The organism is Bacillus sp. FSL W8-0770, from assembly GCF_038008705.1.
GTDB lineage: Bacteria > Bacillota > Bacilli > Bacillales > Bacillaceae_G > Bacillus_A > Bacillus_A cereus.
In genome coordinates this window covers 3855140-3873418 of record NZ_JBBOZR010000001.1, presented here as the reverse complement: position 1 = coordinate 3873418, position 18279 = coordinate 3855140, and the positions used below count along the sequence as shown (strand labels likewise).

Genomic DNA, 18279 nt, shown 5'->3' with positions numbered 1-18279 from the left:
GAAATCGGTCTCAGGTTTTTTCTATGAGAAAAGTAAATCTTATTTGCTTACTATTGAGGATAAGAGACAGAATTAGATAGCGATTGCAACGATATCAGTTGGGCATACACGTAAAATACCAGTAAAAGTATTTCGATTTTGATTGTTCTTATCGTCTTTATTGTTATCTTTGTCGTCTTTGTTATTACGAGCTAAAGCAGAGAAAAGAGCAACACCGTTAGCGAAACCTTCAAAAATTACATTATTGAAAGTGCCATTACCTCTAATGCTTAAAAGAGAAAGCTCTGTTCCAACTGAAATGCTAGCAAGTACGTTACATACAGCTGGTTGTTGTGGTCTAACTACTTCTCTCTCTTTCTCGCGATGTTCGCGATGGTCACACTCTCTTTCACGATGATGACAGTCTCTAAAGTTATCACAGCATCCAAATGATCCAAACATAATCCTCATCACCCCCTTCACACTTATAATCTATGTAAGTTCGGTAGTTAGTGACTGGACAGAGAGTGGAATTTTTTCTAGGGGATTTTCTCATTTTAAATGACTAGCTGGGTGTTTAGTATGGAATGATGTTTAAAATAGGGGGAATATAACAAAAAAATGTAAAAACCACCGAAATAAATGAAATGGGTAGCCTTTACACTTTTTTACTTTTATATAAAACGATGATATATACAGGAAGAGCTAGGAGTAGTGGCACAATGGATCGTGCAGTATGTTTTTCTGATTCTAATTGGAATGCTTCTTCTTTTGGAAATTGTAAAATGGAGATGTTTGCGGCATCACCAATAAAATATAGAAGCAGTACAGTTACTATGTAACATAAAAGTGCGATAAAGCTTCCGTATGAACTCAATGAAAATCCCTCTCTTGTTATCTATTTGTTATCATTGTATCACAATTGTAACAAAAATACACAGGTATATTTCAACACCTTAACAAAATTCGACACGAAACGTCACGTTTATTTATGAGGAGGGAATAGAATATACTTTTCCATAAGTATAAATGTCGAATGATTTGTAGTAATATTACAAAAGTATGACAGGAAATAAAAAAACGAAGGCAACGTAGTTACCTTCGTTTTTTATTATTTTGCCCACTCACTCACTTGCTCTACGCTCATGCGAGGTGCAGGGTGGCCTTTTAAAGTTGATTCACCAATTGTAATAAGCATAATTGGAACGTAACGAGATGAAACGTTAAATTCGTCTGTCAGTGCTTGTGGATTGAAGCCACCAATAGCACAAGTATCCCAACCAGTTGCTTTAGCTGCAAGCATAAGTTGCATTGCTGCTAAAGATGCATTTGAAAAGGCAGCATCTCTTGGGAATTGTTCACGAGCATATGCAGATTCAATATTTTTAGCTAAGCGTTCTTTTGCTTCTTCTTTCATAAATCCTTGTTCTACAATTGGACCATATACCGGCTCAACATTTTTATAAGCTTCTAAATCGCCTAAAATAGCGACTACTGCAGAAGCATCAAGAATTTGTTGTTGGTTATAAGCTATTGGGTGTAATCGTTTTTGTACATCTTCACCTTGAAAAACAAGGAATTTCCAGTGTTGTAAGTTCCAAGCGGAAGGTGCTTGTGCTGCGGCTTTTAAAATCTCATGTAATTCTGTAGATGAGATTTCTTTATTTGGGTTGAATGCACGTGTTGATGTGCGTTCATATAGAACATCAAAAAAGTTGTCGTTTGTCATTGTATATCCTCCAAATTGTATATCGAATTATCTTCAAAAAAATAATATACACTACTTACATTTTGTAAGTTATCGAATTTAAGAATATAATATCTTTATTTTAATTGTCAAGTTTTAAAAATTAGCTAGGGCATTCATACAAACGATACAATTCCTACAATCATACACTAAAAAAGGAATTTATAGAGTGAAAAGCGAAGATAACATTCTCAATTAGCTTGTTAATATGTATCTCTCACAAATTAAAGTTTATTGGAGACCAGTCTTTTAAAAAAGTTTGTGAGGAATTCAGTAGAACAAGATATATGAAGTGAGTGAAGACTAGTGATGAACATACTACATTTTTTATTAGAGAATACGGTTTTCCAAAATGTGTTACAAGATCTGCAGTTAAATGTCCTTTATATAGAAAATGGATGTAAGCATCAACAAACGGTAGAAAATATCCATCCCAAATGTATGTTTATAGCAAATAGTTTTGAAGAGGGCGAACTATTATTTCAAAGAACGAAACCACACATTATCATTACGTATGTAACAGATTATTCTCAAATAAAATATATAAAGAATATGTATACTCCGCACAGTACATTCATTGTCATTTGGGATCAACAAATAACAAAAGAATTCACAGATGTACTTGCATTAGGAATACGTAATATTGTAATAGCTCCTGTAACTCCGCAAGCAGTGTTAGAGGAAGTGAATAAGAGTTTGTATCAACTTTCTTTAGTAAGGCAAGTTAGTTTGCAGCAGGAATTGCTTCAAACGATGTTTGATTTTCAAAATGATCTATTATTTATAGTAGAAGATGATGAAATAGTTGATTGTAATACAAATTTTTTAGCTTTTTTCGGATATGAAAATTTGTTTGCCTATCGTGAGCAACATTTAGTATTTGCTGAACATTTTATTAGAGAAAATGGATACTACTCGACGACGCATGATATAACATGGCTAGACGATACTTTATCTAGTGGTAGAAGAATTAAGATGTTAAATTATGAAGGGGCAGTATCTACTTTTCTATTACGTGCGACACCATTGCCAGAAGATTTATCAAGATTTATTGTAAAGTGCACGGAAATTACAGAATTAGATGAAATCTATCAAGAACAAGAAAGACTTGCTATGATAGATTCATTGACAGAGATTTATAATCGTTTAAAGTTTCAACAAATACTAGAGGTAGAATGGGAAAAGGTAATACGTAGTGATGAGAAAATAGCAATCATTTTATTTGATATAGATAATTTTAAAACAGTTAATGACACATATGGTCATGATTTTGGCGATTTAGCATTAATACAACTTGCAGAGCTTATGAAATCTAAAGTGGAGCAGCAACATGTATTTGCAAGATGGGGAGGAGAAGAATTCATTATATTAGTGACAAATACAGTAGAAAAGGAAGCATTTCAAGTTGCGGAGTCATTACGATTCTTTATTGAAACAAAGCAATTTACTGGAATTTCGAAGTTAACGGCTAGCTTTGGAGTTGCGTTATATGAACAAGGAACTACAAGAGAAGAATTAATGCAACGAGCGGACATTGCATTATATGAAGCGAAAAAAAATGGAAAGAATCAAGTATGTGTGTATAGAAAAGAAAAAATGTAATTTTTCGCAACAAATTGTTGCGATTTTTTTTTATTGTTTGATAATAGAATAGGGGGGATAATTTTTAGCGAAGGAATTATGGAGGATCAATATGATAAAAAAAGTAATGGTGATGGCTTCACTGTCTGCTATAGTTGGCAGCGGAGTATACTATTTTCTTGTTAGCCCCAATATAAAGGAAAACACTGTATTAACAACTAAAGTGAATCCTACTATTGAATCGGAAGTACAAGGGAATATAGAAGAAAAAGAAGAACAACAAATTGATTATGCTAGTATATCTCAAAAATTAGATCAATATTTAGTCGGAAAGCAATTTAATGGAACAGTTTTGGTAACAGATAAAGAGCGTGTTATATTGAATAAAGGATATGGGTATGCTGATGTTCAAAATAAAATAGAAAATACCCCTCAAACAAAATATCGTATCGGTTCTATTACGAAAACAGTTGTTGCCACATCTATTTTACAGTTGCAAGAACAAGGTAAATTGAATATTCAAGATAATGTAAATAAATATATTCCTTCATTTCCGGAGAATAAAAATATTACACTATATCATTTATTAACGCATACCTCTGGTTTACCTGAACATGCGAAAGGAAATGTGAATGCTGCTTCCCGTTTACAGTTAATTAATTGGATTGGACGTCAAAATTTAGAATTTCCTGCAGGAACAGGTTGGAGATATACAGATTATAATTATATGGTTCTTGCTTATATAATAGAACATATCTCCAAAAAACCTTTAGGAGATTACATAAAAGAAAACATATTTTTAAAAGTAGATATGCATGAATCCGGTATGGGAAATATGGTACCTGGAGATAAAAATTTTGCAAAGGGTTATGTGAAAAAAAATCAAGATCTTGTACCAGCGCAGAAGTTAGGCATGGATTGGCTATATGGTTGTGGTGAGATGTATACGACAGTTGGAGATATGAAGAAGTTAGACGAAGCTATTATAAATGGAAAACTTCTTTCTGAACAAAGTATACAAGCAATGTTTTCGCCTTCAGCAGAACGGAAATATGCATTTAGTTTTTATATATATCCAGATTATTTTCATAATCATGGTGTATTATCTGGTTGGAACACTTTCAATAATTTTAATAAAGAAAAAGGAATTTTTGTTATGTTATTTTCAAATGTGAAAAATAGTATGGATGATGACTTTAATAAAGAGTTCCGAAAGATGGTAAATGATTTATTAGAACAAAGGGGATGAGAAAATGGAACATAAAACTGTATCAATAGGTTTCATTGGTATTGGCGTAATGGGAAAAAGTATGGTTTATCACTTAATGCAAGATGGTCATAAAGTATATGTATATAATAGAACGAAAGCAAAAACAGATTCTTTAGTGCAAGCTGGTGCACATTGGTGTGATACGCCAAAAGAGTTAGTGAAGCAAGTTGATATTGTAATGACAATGGTTGGATATCCACATGATGTAGAAGAAGTGTATTTTGGTATAGAAGGAATTATAGAACATGCAAAAGAAGGTACGATAGCAATTGACTTTACGACATCTACACCTACTTTAGCAAAACGTATTAATGAAGTTGCAAAAAGTAAAAAAATATATACGTTAGATGCACCTGTCTCAGGAGGAGATGTTGGCGCGAAAGAAGCAAAACTCGCAATTATGGTAGGTGGAGAGAAAGAAATATATGATAGATGCTTACCTTTACTTGAAAAGTTAGGAACAAACATTCAATTACAAGGACCAGCTGGGAGTGGACAACATACAAAAATGTGTAATCAAATTGCCATTGCTTCCAATATGATTGGAGTATGTGAAGCTGTTGCTTACGCGAAGAAGGCTGGACTGAATCCAGATAAAGTGTTAGAGAGTATTTCAACAGGGGCAGCAGGTAGCTGGTCATTAAGTAATTTAGCTCCTCGAATGTTAAAAGGAGACTTTGAGCCAGGATTTTATGTAAAGCATTTTATGAAAGATATGAAAATTGCTTTAGAGGAAGCAGAAAAATTACAATTACCAGTCCCAGGCTTAAGTTTGGCGAAAGAATTGTATGAAGAGTTAATTAAGGATGGCGAAGAAAATAGTGGAACACAAGTATTATATAAAAAATATATAAGGGGGTAAACGAGGTGGACCTTCAAAAGTTTGATGAGATGATTGATACTGTACAGCGAGCTACTTGTATGCAAATTAATGAAAGACAAAAAGAAGCTTTTAAACAAAAATATGATTTTGAACCAGAATTTGAATATGGAAGAGATGAGAAGGGGCATTATGTAATTCGAACCTCAAAAAAGATGTTAGAAGAAATGGAGTTTTATTTAGCATTGAAATATGATCGTGATGGAGTGGATCTTTATATGCAAGCTGAGATTGACGGCATATTTCATGTATCTGTTAGCTATGGTGAAGATGCCCTACATTTACAAGAATTGTTTCAATTTCTAGAAGAAAATAAATAAAAGTCCTCAAATGAGGACTTTTATTTATTTAGTCATCTTTAATTTTTATAATTATAAGTTAGAAGCCCGGCGGCATCGTTCAACCGGGAACGGGATAATTTGTGCGATGTGATTAGGGCCAAATTGTTTTGTACGAGCATGGCGTATTATATAAAAAGCACACAGAATTGAAACAGGAATAGCGCCGAATAAACCAAAAAATAAAGCGCTTACACAAGATGCGACAAATCCTAAAACACCAATTTCTAACTCTTCCATAATAGCTCCTAAAATAACAGGAAATGCTCCACATGTAACTCCAAGTATAAGTGCGATAAGTAAGCTCATGATTATCCCCCTCTGTTTGCGATATTATTTTCCTTCTTAGTTAATTGTAGTATATCACATATAAAACAGAATTTTCAGAAAAAATTCAAAAAATGTTCAAAAAATGCACTTGAAAAATCAAGGTGTTAAACTTGTGATGAAATGGTACTTTCAAGTAAATAAAAAATCAGGCTTATTTCAAAATGAAATAAGCCTGTTCCATAGGAGGATGTATATATGTAGAGTGAATAAAAGTTTGGAAAAGGGGGTCCAAGTCCTTTTATTCAACTAACTACCTTAATAGATTGGAACCCAGCCTTCAGTTGTCACAAAAATACGAATAGCTACAACTTGGCGATCATCTTGCAAGGTAAAATAATGTCTTGCATTTTCAGGAACAGATATTAAATCGCCTGGCTCAAGTTCAACATCAAAGAATTTCCCATCTTTACCTTCAATAGCGAAAATGCCATGACCACTGACGATAAAACGAACTTCGTCATCTGTATGATGGTGTTCCTTTTGGAAATTAATTAATAATTCGTCAAGGTTAGGGGTGCTATTTGAAAGTGAAATTACATCATGTGCTTTATAACCACGGCGTGCTGAAACATCAGCGATTTCTTTTGAAAACACAGCTAATACTTCAGCTTTGTTTTCATCTGTTAAAGAATAATTTTCATTTAAATGAGTAGGAAGTTTAGAAATATTCCATTTCTCATATAAAACGCCTTCCTCTTGTAGAAATTTAGATACTTCCACTTCATTTTCAATACGAGTATTTACTTCATGAATACGAATTTGCGCCATTAGAAACGCCTCCTTGAATTGATAATAGTTTTATATGAAATTGGAATAAAAACTCATAAGCTTCTAATCTCTTCTTTGCATCAAAGCTATCTCGACCCCATACGGTAATACCGTGGTTACGGATTAATACTGCACCCGAATCTCCTTGTATATGCTTTCGGAAGTTTTCTCCAAGCGTTGGGATATGGGCATGGTTTTCAATAATAGGAATTTGAATTGTTGCACCTTCTTCCCAAATATCGAGAGCTTTAATAATTTCTTGATTTTGAAGGGTGACTGCATCACTATATAAATTTGTGATGACATTATTATCAGTTGTATGAACATGAAGTACGCACCCGGCATTCGTATTGTTATAAATGTGTGTATGCAATATTGTTTCTGCTGAAGGGCGTAATTCAGTCTCTAAAACGGGAACTCCTACATGATCTACTAATAGAAAATCATCTGGAGTGGTTTTTGTTTTATCTTTACCGCTTGCTGTAATAAGAAAAGTAAGTGGTTCATGGCTAACCTTTATAGAAATATTACCACTTGTTGCTGGAAACCAATTTCGTGTTGTTAACTCTTTTTTTAACTCGCTTAAGTCATACCATTGACGAAAAAGTTGTTTCATGCCTTCACCTCCAACAAAAGTTTTAATTCAGCTTGCACATCTTGAAATGTTTCAAACGGTGTATAAGCAATATGATTTTCTTCACACTTTGTAATAAGAAAATCGCGAGCGAATACTTTATCAGCTTGTTTCGCGGCTTGTAAATCAGTAATAGAATCTCCAATTACAATATGAAAGTCATTTGTATCACTTAATTTACGGATTAATGATGATTTACATAATCCGCAATGATTTTGACAATGATCATCACAAGAATGAGGCCATTTAACTGTAATAAACTCTGCTGAAAAGTCTGTTTCATTACAATAAATTTGCTCTTTTGGAATGATTCCATGTAAGAGTGGATAGACGAAGAAATCCATTCCACCTGATATCACGTAAAAAGAAATGTTATTTTTCTTTACGAATTGTATAAACTCATGAAAACCACTACGGATTTCAGCAGTTTCTATTAAAAATTGAATAATATCATCGTGCAGATTAGTAGGTATGAATTGAAATAATTGAGAAACACCTTCTTGAATGGATAGTTCTTGTGATAAAATTTTATTCTTTACTTCTTCGGCTTCTGGTGGTGCGAATTTTTCCATAATGGACATAATGTTATCATTATTTGTAATCGTGCCATCGAAATCACAAAATACTTGAATACTCATAATTTCACCTCATAAGAGGGATTTCCCCATATTTGTAGTGCACTATGCAAATTTATGTCGTCTACTTCATGGAGTGGTTTATTTTGCAAAGTAGCATCAATTGCAGTACGGAAAGCTTTACCGCCGCCTTGCGCTCCATTTGGATGTCCGTGTATCCCGCCGCCAGCATTAATAACAACATCTTTACCGAAATCTCGTACAATAAAGGGAACGAAACCAGGATGAATACCAGCAGACGGAACAGAAAAGCTCTTCTTGAAAAATGCATCGTCTTCAGTTAAATATTTTGAGATAGCAAGAGCCTCCTCTTTTTCTAGCGCAACACTTCCGTATGGAGATGGGAATAATGAAAAGTCAGCCCCAGCATAACGTAGTAGCTTTCCAAGTAATAATGGTGATGAAACTCCATATAACTTGGATGCTGAATAAGCACCACTTACAGCAGGATGTGCCATAATAGGAACTGGGATTTCATCATCTTCTGCAAGTGATTGTAGTACATCTAGTCCGTAAGCAAATACGTTAAATAATAGAATATCAGCTCCAGCTTGCACTGCACGTTTAGCATTTTCTTTTAAATCAAAAGTTCGTCCTGTTAAATTTAAGGCATATAACGTTTTATGACCGTATGTTTCGTAGACAGATTGTAAAACTTCTTTTCCAGATACAATGCGTTTCGTAAGTGGTGTTAATGCATTTTCAAATAATATTTCATCATCTTTTACTATATCTACACCACCAATTGCTTGATCGCGTAATTGCGTTTTTAAATACCCAATGTTTCGTCCAATCATTCCTTTAAAAATACTCATTAAAAGGGGACGATCATGCACTTGTAAAAGATTTCGAATACCATCTATCCCGAATTTTGGACCAGGAAAATGTTTTTTTAACTCGTCTGAAAAAGTTAAGTCAATTAGTTTTACTTCGCCATCAAGTGATAGCTTTCCAAATGTAGTCGTTAAAATCGCTGGTAAATCTGGACTGAAGTTTAATAGCGGATATTCGATTTTAATAATTCCGCGTTTTACTTTTTTACGTAAATACGAGTTGGTATATTCATGTTCAGCTAATTCCTCAACATGAATGACGTTGCCTTTATGCTGCTTTAATTGTTCTTGCAATAAGTGTGGCAAATGAGTCCAAGAGCCAATTGTTAAACCGAGTGCAATTTGCTCAGCTTTTTTTTCTAAGTTATGTGAATCATCATGGATTAAATACGTCGCTATAATTCCGCTCATTGTTATAACCTCCTAGTTAAATAAAAAAACCTCTCAGCTAAGGAGAGGTTTTTTTACAACCAGCTCCTTATCTGTCAGCGTAATGCTGCGAGAATTAGCACCGTGTCTACAATTGTAGATCGGTTGCCGGGTTTCGTCGGGCTCGTCCCTCCACCTGCTCTTGATAAGAAGTATTTAGAAATGTTTAAATTTTTAAGATAACTGAATTTTGTCAGATATTTTTCGTGTTGTCAATTACTTTTTGAAAAAATTTAATTTATCAATTCGATTAATGGCTTCTCGTAATCTATCTTCTGCATGCAAGAGACCAACACGGACATACCCTTCCCCATGCTCACCAAATCCAACACCAGGAGCAACTGCGACATGTGCTTTTTCTAGTAAAATATCAGAAAATTGCTCAGAGGTATATCCTTTTGGAACGGGAAGCCATGCAAAGAATGATCCTTTTGGAATGTCTACATTCCAACCAATTGAGTGACAGGCTGAAATAAGAGCGTTTCTTCGAGATTCGTAACTATTTACAAGGTCTATTACGCAAGACTGTGAACTTAATAGCGCTTCTCGAGCAGCATCTTGAACTGCACCGAATATACTAACATACATATGATCTTGTAATAGGTTAATTGTTTCAATCACACTTTCATTCCCTACAGCAAAAGCGATGCGCCAGCCAGCCATATTGAAAGTTTTTGATAATGTGTAAATTTCAATTCCTATATCTTTCGCACCATCTGCTTGCAAGAAACTAACAGGCTTTTGACCATCAAATCCGATAGCGCCATAAGCAAAATCGTGAACAACTAATATATTATGTTTATTAGCAAAGTGAATGGTTTCATCAAAAAAATCTTTTGATGCAGTAGCACCGGTAGGATTATTTGGATAGTTTAAAAACATTAATTTTGCACGCTCTGCAATAGAGTCATCAATGTTCGTATAATCTGGTAAAAAGTTATTTTCTGCAATAAGCGGCATTGTTTCAAAGTGTGCTTTTGCTAAAGCAACCCCGGATAAATAATCTGGATAACCTGGATCCGGAACGAGAATCGTATCACCAGGATTTGTAAAACAAATCGGTAATTCTACTAGTCCAGCCTTCCCGCCAAACAAAATAGCAACTTCAGTTTTTGGGTTTAATTCGACGCCGTATTCACGTTTATAGAATGTAGCCACGGCTTCCTTTAAGCTTTCATGTCCGCGAAATGGCGGATATTTATGATGAATGGTCTTTTCGGCAGCATTTTGTAAAGCTTTTACGATATGCTGCGGTGTTGGTTGATCTGGATTACCTTGACCTAGATTAATAACATCGTGACCAGCTGCAACGACTTTGTTAACTTTTGCAACAAGTGAAGCGAAAAATTGTGTTGGCAATGATGTTACTATCTCAGAAGGTTGAAATAATTTCATACTTTCCACCTCTTTTGAAAGTTGTTACAATTCTAGTGACAAATGATATAATCTTTCCAGTATTTTGTAAAGAGAAAAATAAGAATGGGGCTGAAAAAATGAAAGTCGCATGTATTCAAATGGATATTGTTTTTGGAGAGGTAGAAAAAAATATTGAAAATGCTAAAAATAAAATAAGCGAAGCTATGAAGGAAAGGCCAGATGTTATCGTCTTACCAGAACTATGGACAACAGGATATGATTTAACGAGACTTTCTGAAATTGCAGATAAGGATGGAGTGGAAACGAAAGAAAAGTTAATAGAATGGGCGAAGCAATATAATGTACATATTGTTGGTGGGTCCATAGCGAAGCAAACGGATCAAGGCGTTACAAATACGATGTATGTTGTAAATAATGAAGGACAGCTAGTCAACGAATATAGTAAAGTACATTTATTTCAGCTTATGGATGAACATAAATATTTAATAGCTGGTAATGGTACGGGCGAATTTAAGCTAGATGATGTTGAATGCGCTGGAACAATTTGTTATGACATTCGTTTTCCAGAGTGGATGCGTGTCCATACTGCTAAAGGGGCAAAAGTATTATTTGTTGTAGCTGAATGGCCATTAGTTCGTTTAGCACATTGGCGTTTGCTATTGCAAGCAAGAGCAGTTGAAAATCAATGTTATGTTGTTGCGTGTAATAGAGCAGGAAAGGATTCGAATAATGTGTTTGCAGGTCATTCTTTAATTGTGGATCCTTGGGGTGAAGTTGTAGTAGAGGCGAATGAAGAGGAATCAATTTTATTTGGAGAGCTTGTATTCGAGAAAATTAAAGAAGTACGTAAAGGAATTCCAGTTTTTGCGGATCGCCGTCCAGAATTATACAAATAAAATGTTGACAAGTGATTTTTATTCTTGGTATAGTCTTCAACATAAAGTTAAAAATTCAAAAAATTATACAACTCTTATCAAGAGCAGGTGGAGGGATTTGGCCCGATGAAGCCCAGCAACCGACCGTAATACCATTGTGAAATGGGGCGTTTATTACGCCAAAAGGCACGGTGCTAATTCCAGCAGAAAGTAAAACTTTCTGGCAGATAAGAGGGGAGAAGATAAACTTCAAACCTCTTTCTTAGTGGAAAGAGGTTTTTCTATGTTAGAAAAACCTCTGAATTTAAAAAGGGGGAGAAGACGATGGGATATTATTCATTAACAGAAATAACAGCTGTACAATATGCGAAAGATCATGGCTATTTTGAAGAGAAGGCAAATGTCATTTGTCATGAAATTGGAGATGGAAACTTAAATTACGTGTTCAAATTAGATGATGGAGAGAAATCCATTATAATAAAACAAGCACTGCCTTATGCTAAAATAGTTGGTGAAAGCTGGCCATTGTCTATAAAAAGAGCAACGATTGAAAGAAAGGCACTGCAAATTTTTGCGCAGTATGTACCGGATTATGTTCCAGTAGTGTACAGTCATGATGAAGAGCTAGCGATAACGGTAATAGAAGACTTATCAAGACTAACAATTACAAGAAAAGGATTAATAGACGGAGAAGAATATCCGCTTTTATCCCAGCATATTGGTCGTTTTCTAGCACATGTTTTATTTTACACTTCAGATTTTGGTTTACAGTCAGAAGAGAAGAGGGTACTAGAAGGTACCTTTGTAAATCCGGACCTTTGTAAAATTACAGAGGATTTAGTGTTTACAGATCCATTTGGACATTATGATACAAATGATTATGAGCCAGATTTACAGCTCGTGGTTGATGAACTTTGGAGTGATAAAACTTTAAAACTAAAAGTAGCACAATATAAATATAAGTTCTTAACAAGAAAAGAAACTCTTATTCATGGTGATTTACATACTGGTAGTATTTTTTCGTCACCTTCTGAAACGAAAGTGATTGATCCAGAATTTGCGACATATGGCCCATTTGGATTTGACATAGGTCAATTTATTGCAAATCTATTATTAAATGCTTTATCTAGAGAAGAAGAAAAGAGAAGAGTACTATTTTTTCATATAGAAAAGACGTGGAGTTATTTTGTAGAGACTTTTACAAAGTTATGGATTGGGGAAGGTGTAGAAGCATATACGAAAGAAAAACAATGGTTACCAATTATTTTGCAAAATATCTTTACTGATGCTGTTGGATTTGCCGGATGTGAACTAATTCGTAGAACAATTGGTTTAGCTCATGTAGCAGATTTAGATGAAATAGAAAATAAAGAAACAAGAATTCAAGCTAAGAAACAAGCGCTATCCTTAGGAAAAGAACTAATAAAATATGAATCTAAAAGTGCTGATATTCAACTGTTTCGAACATTATTTCAACAGACAGTTTCAAGGGGTGTAAAAGTATGAGTACAATCGTTACTGTTCCGAGATCTGTAAGTTGGAAAGGTGATGCAATTGCGGTATTAAATCAAACGAAATTGCCACATAGCACAGAATACAAAACATTAACGACTATTGAAGAGGTTTGGAAAAGTATCATAATGTTAGAAGTACGCGGAGCGCCTGCAATTGGAATTGTAGCTGCATTTGGTTTGGCGCTTGCAGCGAAAAAATATAATACTTTACATATCGAAGAATTTCAAAAGAAGTTTAATAGAGACTGTAACTATTTAGGGACATCACGCCCAACGGCAGTAAATTTATTTTGGGCAATTGATCGTATGAGAGAATCTATTCGAGAGATTACTACAATAAAAGAAGCACAAAAAATATTAGAAGAAGAAGCGCTTCGCATTCAGCAGGAAGATGAAGAGGTGTGCCGAAATATTGGGGAATATGCGTTAACATGTTTTAAAGATGGCGATAATATTTTAACAATCTGTAACGCTGGAAGTATCGCAACTGCCAGATATGGAACTGCATTAGCTCCCTTTTATATTGGAAAAGAGAAAGGTGTGCGTTTACATGCATATGCGTGTGAAACGAGACCAGTTTTACAAGGTGGTCGCTTAACGACGTGGGAATTGAAGCAAGCAAATATTGATGTGACCCTTATTACAGATAATACTGCAGCTCATGCTATTCAAACGAAAGAAATAAATGCAATTATTGTAGGGGCGGATCGAATTGTCGCAAATGGAGATACGGCAAATAAAATAGGGACAATGAATTTAGCTATTTTAGCAAAGCACTTTAATATCCCATTTTACGTTGCTGCTCCACTGTCAACATTTGATGTTACGAAAGAAACTGGAGCTGAAATTATTATTGAAGAAAGAGATGAAACAGAAGTTACGAAAATCTTTGGAAAACAAGTAGCACCAATTGGAACGGATGTTTATAATCCAGCATTTGATATAACGCCGAATGAATTAATTACAGGAATTATTACTGAGAAAGGTATTATACGCGGGGACTATAAACGAGAAATTGCATCATTATTTGAAAAACAAGCTAATACATAATAGCTTGTTTTTTTATGCCTAAATGCAGTGTTTTCTCTTACTTATATAATGAAAGGAGGGGAAGAGGATGGAAGAGTGGATCAAGATGATAGGTAATGTAGGGTTTCCGATTGTTGTAACATTATATTTACTCCACCGTATTGAAAGTAAATTAGAGGGGGTAATTGTTGCAATTGAGAAGCTCCCGCGGCAATTACTAAAGTACGAAGATCCTCGGGATAAAAAATAAAGTTTGCTCTTCTTGAGCAAACTTTATTTTTATTGAGCGGTATAACCACCATCGATAACGACAGCTTGACCAGTTATACCTTTAGCTTTTTCACTCGCTAAAAACATCGCATAATCTGCAATTTCTTGTACTTGTAATAAGCGCTTTTGTGGAACGAGTGGATAAATAACATCTTCTAAAACATTTTCAAGTGGTACATTTCGTGTAGTAGCTAAGTCTTGTAGTTGATTACGTACAAGGGGGGTATCAACATAACCAGGGCAAAGGGCATTAACAGTAATACCATGCGTAGCACCTTCTAAAGCGGCAACTTTTGTTAATCCAATTACGCCATGTTTTGCACTATTGTAGGCAGCTTTTCCAGCAAACCCGACAAGGCCGTTAATAGAAGCGACATTAATAATACGACCATATTTTTGTTGTTTCATAATCGGAAAGGCATGCTTAATTGCAATAAACGGAGCAATTTGCATAATTTGAATTAGTAGCTCGAACTTTTCAGTTGGAAAGTCTTCAATGGGTGAAACGTGTTGCATTCCTGCGTTGTTAATTAATATATGTAATGAACCGAAATGATCAACTGTTTGAGAAATTGCTGCTGTAATTTCCTCTTCAGATGTAACGTCACATTTTAAACCGATAGCTTGAAAACCTTCATTTTGTAATTGTTCAGCAGCTTCTTTTGCACGTTCTTCAAGCCGATCGGTAATCACAACTTTTGCACCTTCTTTTGCAAAAGCCTTTCCCATTTCATAACCAATGCCACTTGCAGCACCTGTTAAAAAGACAACTCGATTTGTAACCATGATGAAAAACATCCCTTCATAATAAAGTTTTCATAGTGCTCTATTTAGAGAAGCTATAATGAAATTCCTGCAAACATTTGGAAAAAATATCGTTAGCTATCTTGTTTTGCAAAATAGTCTTTGCTATACTATTTTGTAAAGCAAGATACTTACGCTTATCTATCTTGTAAAGCAAGATAGTAGGAGGATTTGAATTATGTCGACAAGTCAAATGCTGAAAGGGATTTTAGAAGGATGCTTACTTGCTATTATTTCTGAAGGCGAAATATACGGTTATGAAATGAGTGAAAAGCTAGCGAAGTATGGTTTTACAATGGCGAGTGAGGGAAGTATTTATCCGTTATTAATACGAATGCAAAAAGAAGGACTAATAACAAGCGTAATGAAGGAATCTCCATCTGGTCCAAAGAGAAAATATTATACATTAACAGAAAAAGGCGAGGAAGCACTTGATGAATTTATGGATCGCTGGGAAACGATGCAAAGTAGTGTAGAACGTCTACTTGAAGGGAAGGGAAGGAGAAAATAATGCTATCAAGTGAAGCGCGAAAGTTTTTGTTAGATATGAGATTATTTTTGACGGCAAAGAGTGTGAAAGAAAGCGATATTGAAAATTTTATAGAAGATGCGGAACTCCATTTAATTGAGGGTGAGAGTGATGGGAAAAGTGTAGAAGATATTTTCGGAAGCTCACCGAAAGAATATGCAAATGAACTTGTAAAAGTGATGGAAAGAGATAGACAGGAAACGTGGAAGCAAATTGGTTTTACAGTAATGAATATCGTATCGTTTTGGATTATTGCTTCTATCTTAATAGTGAATCATGGAATGTTACAGATTTCACTTATTCAGTGTATCGGTTATAGTTTTTCATTTATTTTAGTTGTTATAGGTCCTAATTTTCTACTTCGCAAAATGACTTTTGTAACAAGTTTTTCAAAAACGTGGTTTTCTATGTGGTTTTTAGTAATGATAGCGCCAATGTTTTTAATGGGAGTTATTATGGTACTAGATGTGATATATCCTACAAAAATGTTTATATTCACTCAAATGCAAAGTTATTTATTGGCTGGTGGTATTTTTATTATTACAGTAGCGGTAAATATGTATTTTAATGGATGGTTTAAAAACTTATATTTAATTATTCCACTTTCAATTATGTTAGTGTTTAAAACATTTACATCGGAAGATCTCGTGCCAATTTTATTTCAAATTATATGTTTATATGGAAGTTTATTCATTTTAATTTTTGTTGAAATTATGATAAAGACGAATAGAAGAGAAATGATTAAATAAGGGAGGGGTTATAATGAAGATTTCTAAAGAAGGTGAAAAGTTTTTAATCGATACGAAAGTATATTTAATAACAAAAGGTATTAAAGAAGAAGATGTGGACGCTTTTCTAGAAGATGCAGAGCTTCATTTAATAGAAGGTGAAAAAAAGGGAAAGACAGTAAGTGACATATTTGGTGACTCACCAAAAGAGTATGCGGAAGAATTAGCGAAAGAGATGGAGAAGGATAAAAGTGGGAGCATAAAAAGTATTTTAGGGATGATTATTGGTATTGGTGGATATTGGTTACTGACAAATATTTTATTTGGAAGTCCAGATCAACAATTTACGTTAACAAATATACAGTTAATTGGTTATCCTATCGTTTTAATCATTACGATTATTGGAACGATTGTTGCATTTAGAATGTCTTCTTTTAAAAGTAAATTAGTAGAATTTGGAATAATTTATGTAATAGTAATGGTTCCTATTTTATTATTGGTGTTATTGATGTTTATGAATAAATGGTATGGGACACCTGTATTGCAATTGGCGACAATGCAAACATATATATTAGCAGCAATTATCTTTTTATTACTTCTTATTGGTGAAGTATATGTTCTTGGCTGGATGGGTGTTTTTGTACTAATTGTTCCTCTTATGATTATGTTCTTATTTAAAGACTTAGAAGAAAGTAATGTATTTTGGGGAATTGCAAAGGTCTTACTTATGTATGGAAGTATATATGGATTAATGAAATGGTCTTTAAAAATTGAAGAAAGAAAAAGTATGAACTAGAAATTCAATAAAAAGCGGCTGCTCTGGATATACCAAAAATTATTTCCAAAGAAATATTATATAGGGATTTTTAGAGGGATTACATTTACATTTAGTTGTCTATTTTTATTTCTAGCAGCCGGGATTTGTTTTGTTGATTGGAATAAGTTGTTTTAAACAGTAACATGAGGGTTACTGTTTTTTTCTTTGCAATAAAGAGCTTTGTAAAGAGAGTGTTTTTTGTTCTGCTGTTAATAAGGAATGAATATGAACGTTTTCTGGACGAGGGACTATCGGATACATAAGATTTGTTGGAGAAGGGTGGTGCTCCGAGCCGGTTGGAGAATGAGGATCTGCATGAGTAAGTTTTCCATGAATACGTCTTGTAAATAAAATATGACCAATTTCGTGAGCGAGCGTATATATATTTTTCATAGGAGCAGCCGAATTTGTTAAAACGATATAACCGGTAAGTTGCTGTTGTTTTGCTAAAGAATAAGCGCAGGCAATTACTGCTGTTTCTTTGAAATAATCACTGCCAATATAACAAATATAAAGGTCGCATTCAGGAGCTTCATTTACACATGTTTGGAAAAAGGATGCCAGCTTTTCTTGACTTTGAATGGAATTTTTATAACTGATTTCACGATCGGAAAAACGGAAAAGTTCATTTAATACAATTACTTCTTGAATTTGAAATGTAATAGGGTGCCAAATTGATTCTGCAACAGCTAAATCTTTTGCGATGCGGTCATCAGAAATATCGGCGCCGGGAGTAATGCAAATACATATATTGACGTATGGATCCATAAGGAACACCTCAAATGAAAAAAAGTTCTTCCTATAATATATGTGGGAAAAAGATGTCATGTATGGATAAACGCCTTCTTTATTGAATATATAGATGACAAGTCGAAAAAATTTCATAGTTCTATAACATGGTGTGGTCGTCTT

The 18279-nt window shown here is 34.2% G+C and carries 22 protein-coding genes, 1 pseudogene and 2 riboswitches; of the genes and pseudogenes, 12 read left to right on the top strand and 11 right to left on the bottom strand.

Going from position 1 to position 18279, the window contains the following annotated elements:
• Positions 1-72 precede the first annotated feature (72 nt).
• The 3 genes from NST27_RS19795 to NST27_RS19785 form a co-directional block, all read right to left on the bottom strand.
• Positions 73-441 (bottom strand): DUF3915 domain-containing protein, encoded by a 369-nt coding sequence (locus tag NST27_RS19795; protein WP_000468038.1) that lies wholly within the window; start codon positions 439-441, stop codon positions 73-75.
• A 196-nt stretch (positions 442-637) separates the two neighbouring features.
• Positions 638-856 (bottom strand): hypothetical protein, encoded by a 219-nt coding sequence (locus NST27_RS19790; protein ID WP_000100485.1) that lies wholly within the window; start codon positions 854-856, stop codon positions 638-640.
• Between the two features lie 234 nt (positions 857-1090).
• A complete protein-coding gene (locus NST27_RS19785) occupies positions 1091-1708 on the bottom strand; it encodes a nitroreductase family protein (RefSeq protein ID WP_000180372.1) in 618 nt (205 codons plus the stop codon).
• 327 nt (positions 1709-2035) lie between these two features.
• Between NST27_RS19785 and NST27_RS19780 the strand changes: the two genes are divergently transcribed.
• The 4 genes from NST27_RS19780 (at position 2036) to NST27_RS19765 (ending at position 5777) form a co-directional block, all read left to right on the top strand.
• A complete protein-coding gene (locus NST27_RS19780) occupies positions 2036-3328 on the top strand; it encodes a GGDEF domain-containing protein (protein ID WP_001023189.1) in 1293 nt (430 codons plus the stop codon).
• Positions 3329-3419: 91 nt separating this feature from the next.
• Positions 3420-4556: a serine hydrolase domain-containing protein gene (locus NST27_RS19775; RefSeq protein WP_000592905.1), complete on the top strand. Its 1137-nt coding sequence runs from the start codon at positions 3420-3422 to the stop codon at positions 4554-4556.
• 4 nt (positions 4557-4560) lie between these two features.
• Positions 4561-5439 carry an NAD(P)-dependent oxidoreductase gene (locus NST27_RS19770; protein ID WP_000400471.1) on the top strand — a complete coding sequence of 293 codons (879 nt, stop codon included), beginning with the start codon at positions 4561-4563 and terminating at the stop codon, positions 5437-5439.
• A gap of 5 nt (positions 5440-5444) precedes the next feature.
• Positions 5445-5777: a DUF3909 family protein gene (locus tag NST27_RS19765; RefSeq protein ID WP_000365622.1), complete on the top strand. Its 333-nt coding sequence runs from the start codon at positions 5445-5447 to the stop codon at positions 5775-5777.
• 51 nt (positions 5778-5828) lie between these two features.
• Here the strand turns inward: NST27_RS19765 and NST27_RS19760 are convergent, their stop codons facing one another.
• The 6 genes from NST27_RS19760 to NST27_RS19735 form a co-directional block, all read right to left on the bottom strand.
• On the bottom strand, positions 5829-6104 hold the full coding sequence (locus NST27_RS19760; protein WP_000054658.1) for a hypothetical protein: 276 nt from the start codon (positions 6102-6104) through the stop codon (positions 5829-5831).
• 276 nt (positions 6105-6380) lie between these two features.
• Positions 6381-6893, bottom strand: coding sequence for a 1,2-dihydroxy-3-keto-5-methylthiopentene dioxygenase (locus NST27_RS19755; RefSeq protein ID WP_047386750.1), 513 nt, complete (start codon positions 6891-6893; stop codon positions 6381-6383).
• Entirely contained in the window at positions 6871-7509 is a 639-nt protein-coding gene (locus tag NST27_RS19750; protein ID WP_000811347.1) for a methylthioribulose 1-phosphate dehydratase, read from the bottom strand. The genes NST27_RS19755 and NST27_RS19750 overlap by 23 nt, the downstream gene beginning before the upstream one ends.
• Complete coding sequence (locus NST27_RS19745; protein WP_000027457.1) at positions 7506-8165, bottom strand: 2-hydroxy-3-keto-5-methylthiopentenyl-1-phosphate phosphatase; 660 nt, start codon at positions 8163-8165, stop codon at positions 7506-7508. The genes NST27_RS19750 and NST27_RS19745 overlap by 4 nt, the downstream gene beginning before the upstream one ends.
• Positions 8162-9406 (bottom strand): 2,3-diketo-5-methylthiopentyl-1-phosphate enolase, encoded by a 1245-nt coding sequence (mtnW, locus tag NST27_RS19740; RefSeq protein ID WP_000014192.1) that lies wholly within the window; start codon positions 9404-9406, stop codon positions 8162-8164. The genes NST27_RS19745 and mtnW overlap by 4 nt, the downstream gene beginning before the upstream one ends.
• Before the next feature lie 64 nt (positions 9407-9470).
• A riboswitch (SAM riboswitch) is annotated at positions 9471-9576 on the bottom strand.
• Positions 9577-9640: 64 nt separating this feature from the next.
• The gene (locus NST27_RS19735; RefSeq protein WP_000765543.1) at positions 9641-10819 is read right to left on the bottom strand and encodes a pyridoxal phosphate-dependent aminotransferase; all 1179 of its coding nucleotides are present in this window, start codon (positions 10817-10819) and stop codon (positions 9641-9643) included.
• A gap of 14 nt (positions 10820-10833) precedes the next feature.
• Between NST27_RS19735 and NST27_RS19730 the strand changes: the two genes are divergently transcribed.
• The 4 genes from NST27_RS19730 to NST27_RS19715 all read left to right on the top strand — a co-directional run bounded on the left by NST27_RS19730 (position 10834) and on the right by NST27_RS19715 (position 14469).
• Positions 10834-11697, top strand: coding sequence for a carbon-nitrogen family hydrolase (locus tag NST27_RS19730; protein WP_047387054.1), 864 nt, complete (start codon positions 10834-10836; stop codon positions 11695-11697).
• A 71-nt stretch (positions 11698-11768) separates the two neighbouring features.
• Positions 11769-11910, top strand: a riboswitch (SAM riboswitch).
• Positions 11911-12000: 90 nt separating this feature from the next.
• Positions 12001-13182 carry an S-methyl-5-thioribose kinase gene (gene mtnK / locus NST27_RS19725; RefSeq protein ID WP_000542680.1) on the top strand — a complete coding sequence of 394 codons (1182 nt, stop codon included), beginning with the start codon at positions 12001-12003 and terminating at the stop codon, positions 13180-13182.
• Complete coding sequence (mtnA, locus tag NST27_RS19720; protein ID WP_000104601.1) at positions 13179-14240, top strand: S-methyl-5-thioribose-1-phosphate isomerase; 1062 nt, start codon at positions 13179-13181, stop codon at positions 14238-14240. Before mtnK ends, mtnA begins: the two co-directional genes overlap by 4 nt.
• Positions 14241-14307: 67 nt before the next feature.
• On the top strand, positions 14308-14469 hold the full coding sequence (locus NST27_RS19715) for a YvrJ family protein (protein WP_000393336.1): 162 nt from the start codon (positions 14308-14310) through the stop codon (positions 14467-14469).
• 29 nt (positions 14470-14498) lie between these two features.
• Here NST27_RS19715 and NST27_RS19710 read toward each other — a convergent pair whose 3' ends face one another.
• Positions 14499-15275, bottom strand: coding sequence for a 3-hydroxybutyrate dehydrogenase (locus NST27_RS19710; RefSeq protein WP_000258428.1), 777 nt, complete (start codon positions 15273-15275; stop codon positions 14499-14501).
• A gap of 196 nt (positions 15276-15471) precedes the next feature.
• Between NST27_RS19710 and NST27_RS19705 the strand changes: the two genes are divergently transcribed.
• From NST27_RS19705 to NST27_RS19690, 4 genes and pseudogenes are all read left to right on the top strand, one after another.
• Positions 15472-15804: a PadR family transcriptional regulator gene (locus NST27_RS19705; RefSeq protein WP_000107982.1), complete on the top strand. Its 333-nt coding sequence runs from the start codon at positions 15472-15474 to the stop codon at positions 15802-15804.
• Positions 15804-16571: a DUF1129 domain-containing protein gene (locus NST27_RS19700; protein WP_000952884.1), complete on the top strand. Its 768-nt coding sequence runs from the start codon at positions 15804-15806 to the stop codon at positions 16569-16571. The genes NST27_RS19705 and NST27_RS19700 overlap by 1 nt, the downstream gene beginning before the upstream one ends.
• A gap of 13 nt (positions 16572-16584) precedes the next feature.
• A complete protein-coding gene (locus NST27_RS19695) occupies positions 16585-17346 on the top strand; it encodes a DUF1129 domain-containing protein (RefSeq protein WP_030027768.1) in 762 nt (253 codons plus the stop codon).
• 12 nt (positions 17347-17358) lie between these two features.
• Positions 17359-17502: pseudogene (locus NST27_RS19690) on the top strand (DNA-binding protein); the annotation flags it as partial.
• 15 nt (positions 17503-17517) lie between these two features.
• On the opposite strand, the gene NST27_RS19685 reads toward NST27_RS19690, so the two are convergent.
• A complete protein-coding gene (locus tag NST27_RS19685) occupies positions 17518-18135 on the bottom strand; it encodes an ImmA/IrrE family metallo-endopeptidase (RefSeq protein WP_000371615.1) in 618 nt (205 codons plus the stop codon).
• Positions 18136-18279: the final 144 nt, after the last annotated feature.

What these genes read in the sequence shown, in the direction of transcription:
- NST27_RS19795 (WP_000468038.1), bottom strand. Translation starts at nt 441, where the DNA reads ATGTTTGGATCATTTGGATGCTGTGATAACTTTAGAGACTGTCATCAT.
- NST27_RS19785 (WP_000180372.1), bottom strand. Translation starts at nt 1,708, where the DNA reads ATGACAAACGACAACTTTTTTGATGTTCTATATGAACGCACATCAACA.
- NST27_RS19780 (WP_001023189.1), top strand. Translation starts at nt 2,036, where the DNA reads ATGAACATACTACATTTTTTATTAGAGAATACGGTTTTCCAAAATGTG.
- NST27_RS19775 (WP_000592905.1), top strand. Translation starts at nt 3,420, where the DNA reads ATGATAAAAAAAGTAATGGTGATGGCTTCACTGTCTGCTATAGTTGGC.
- NST27_RS19770 (WP_000400471.1), top strand. Translation starts at nt 4,561, where the DNA reads ATGGAACATAAAACTGTATCAATAGGTTTCATTGGTATTGGCGTAATG.
- NST27_RS19760 (WP_000054658.1), bottom strand. Translation starts at nt 6,104, where the DNA reads ATGAGCTTACTTATCGCACTTATACTTGGAGTTACATGTGGAGCATTT.
- NST27_RS19755 (WP_047386750.1), bottom strand. Translation starts at nt 6,893, where the DNA reads ATGGCGCAAATTCGTATTCATGAAGTAAATACTCGTATTGAAAATGAA.
- NST27_RS19750 (WP_000811347.1), bottom strand. Translation starts at nt 7,509, where the DNA reads ATGAAACAACTTTTTCGTCAATGGTATGACTTAAGCGAGTTAAAAAAA.
- NST27_RS19745 (WP_000027457.1), bottom strand. Translation starts at nt 8,165, where the DNA reads ATGAGTATTCAAGTATTTTGTGATTTCGATGGCACGATTACAAATAAT.
- mtnW (WP_000014192.1), bottom strand. Translation starts at nt 9,406, where the DNA reads ATGAGCGGAATTATAGCGACGTATTTAATCCATGATGATTCACATAAC.
- NST27_RS19735 (WP_000765543.1), bottom strand. Translation starts at nt 10,819, where the DNA reads ATGAAATTATTTCAACCTTCTGAGATAGTAACATCATTGCCAACACAA.
- mtnK (WP_000542680.1), top strand. Translation starts at nt 12,001, where the DNA reads ATGGGATATTATTCATTAACAGAAATAACAGCTGTACAATATGCGAAA.
- mtnA (WP_000104601.1), top strand. Translation starts at nt 13,179, where the DNA reads ATGAGTACAATCGTTACTGTTCCGAGATCTGTAAGTTGGAAAGGTGAT.
- NST27_RS19715 (WP_000393336.1), top strand. Translation starts at nt 14,308, where the DNA reads ATGGAAGAGTGGATCAAGATGATAGGTAATGTAGGGTTTCCGATTGTT.
- NST27_RS19710 (WP_000258428.1), bottom strand. Translation starts at nt 15,275, where the DNA reads ATGGTTACAAATCGAGTTGTCTTTTTAACAGGTGCTGCAAGTGGCATT.
- NST27_RS19705 (WP_000107982.1), top strand. Translation starts at nt 15,472, where the DNA reads ATGTCGACAAGTCAAATGCTGAAAGGGATTTTAGAAGGATGCTTACTT.
- NST27_RS19700 (WP_000952884.1), top strand. Translation starts at nt 15,804, where the DNA reads ATGCTATCAAGTGAAGCGCGAAAGTTTTTGTTAGATATGAGATTATTT.
- NST27_RS19695 (WP_030027768.1), top strand. Translation starts at nt 16,585, where the DNA reads ATGAAGATTTCTAAAGAAGGTGAAAAGTTTTTAATCGATACGAAAGTA.
- NST27_RS19685 (WP_000371615.1), bottom strand. Translation starts at nt 18,135, where the DNA reads ATGGATCCATACGTCAATATATGTATTTGCATTACTCCCGGCGCCGAT.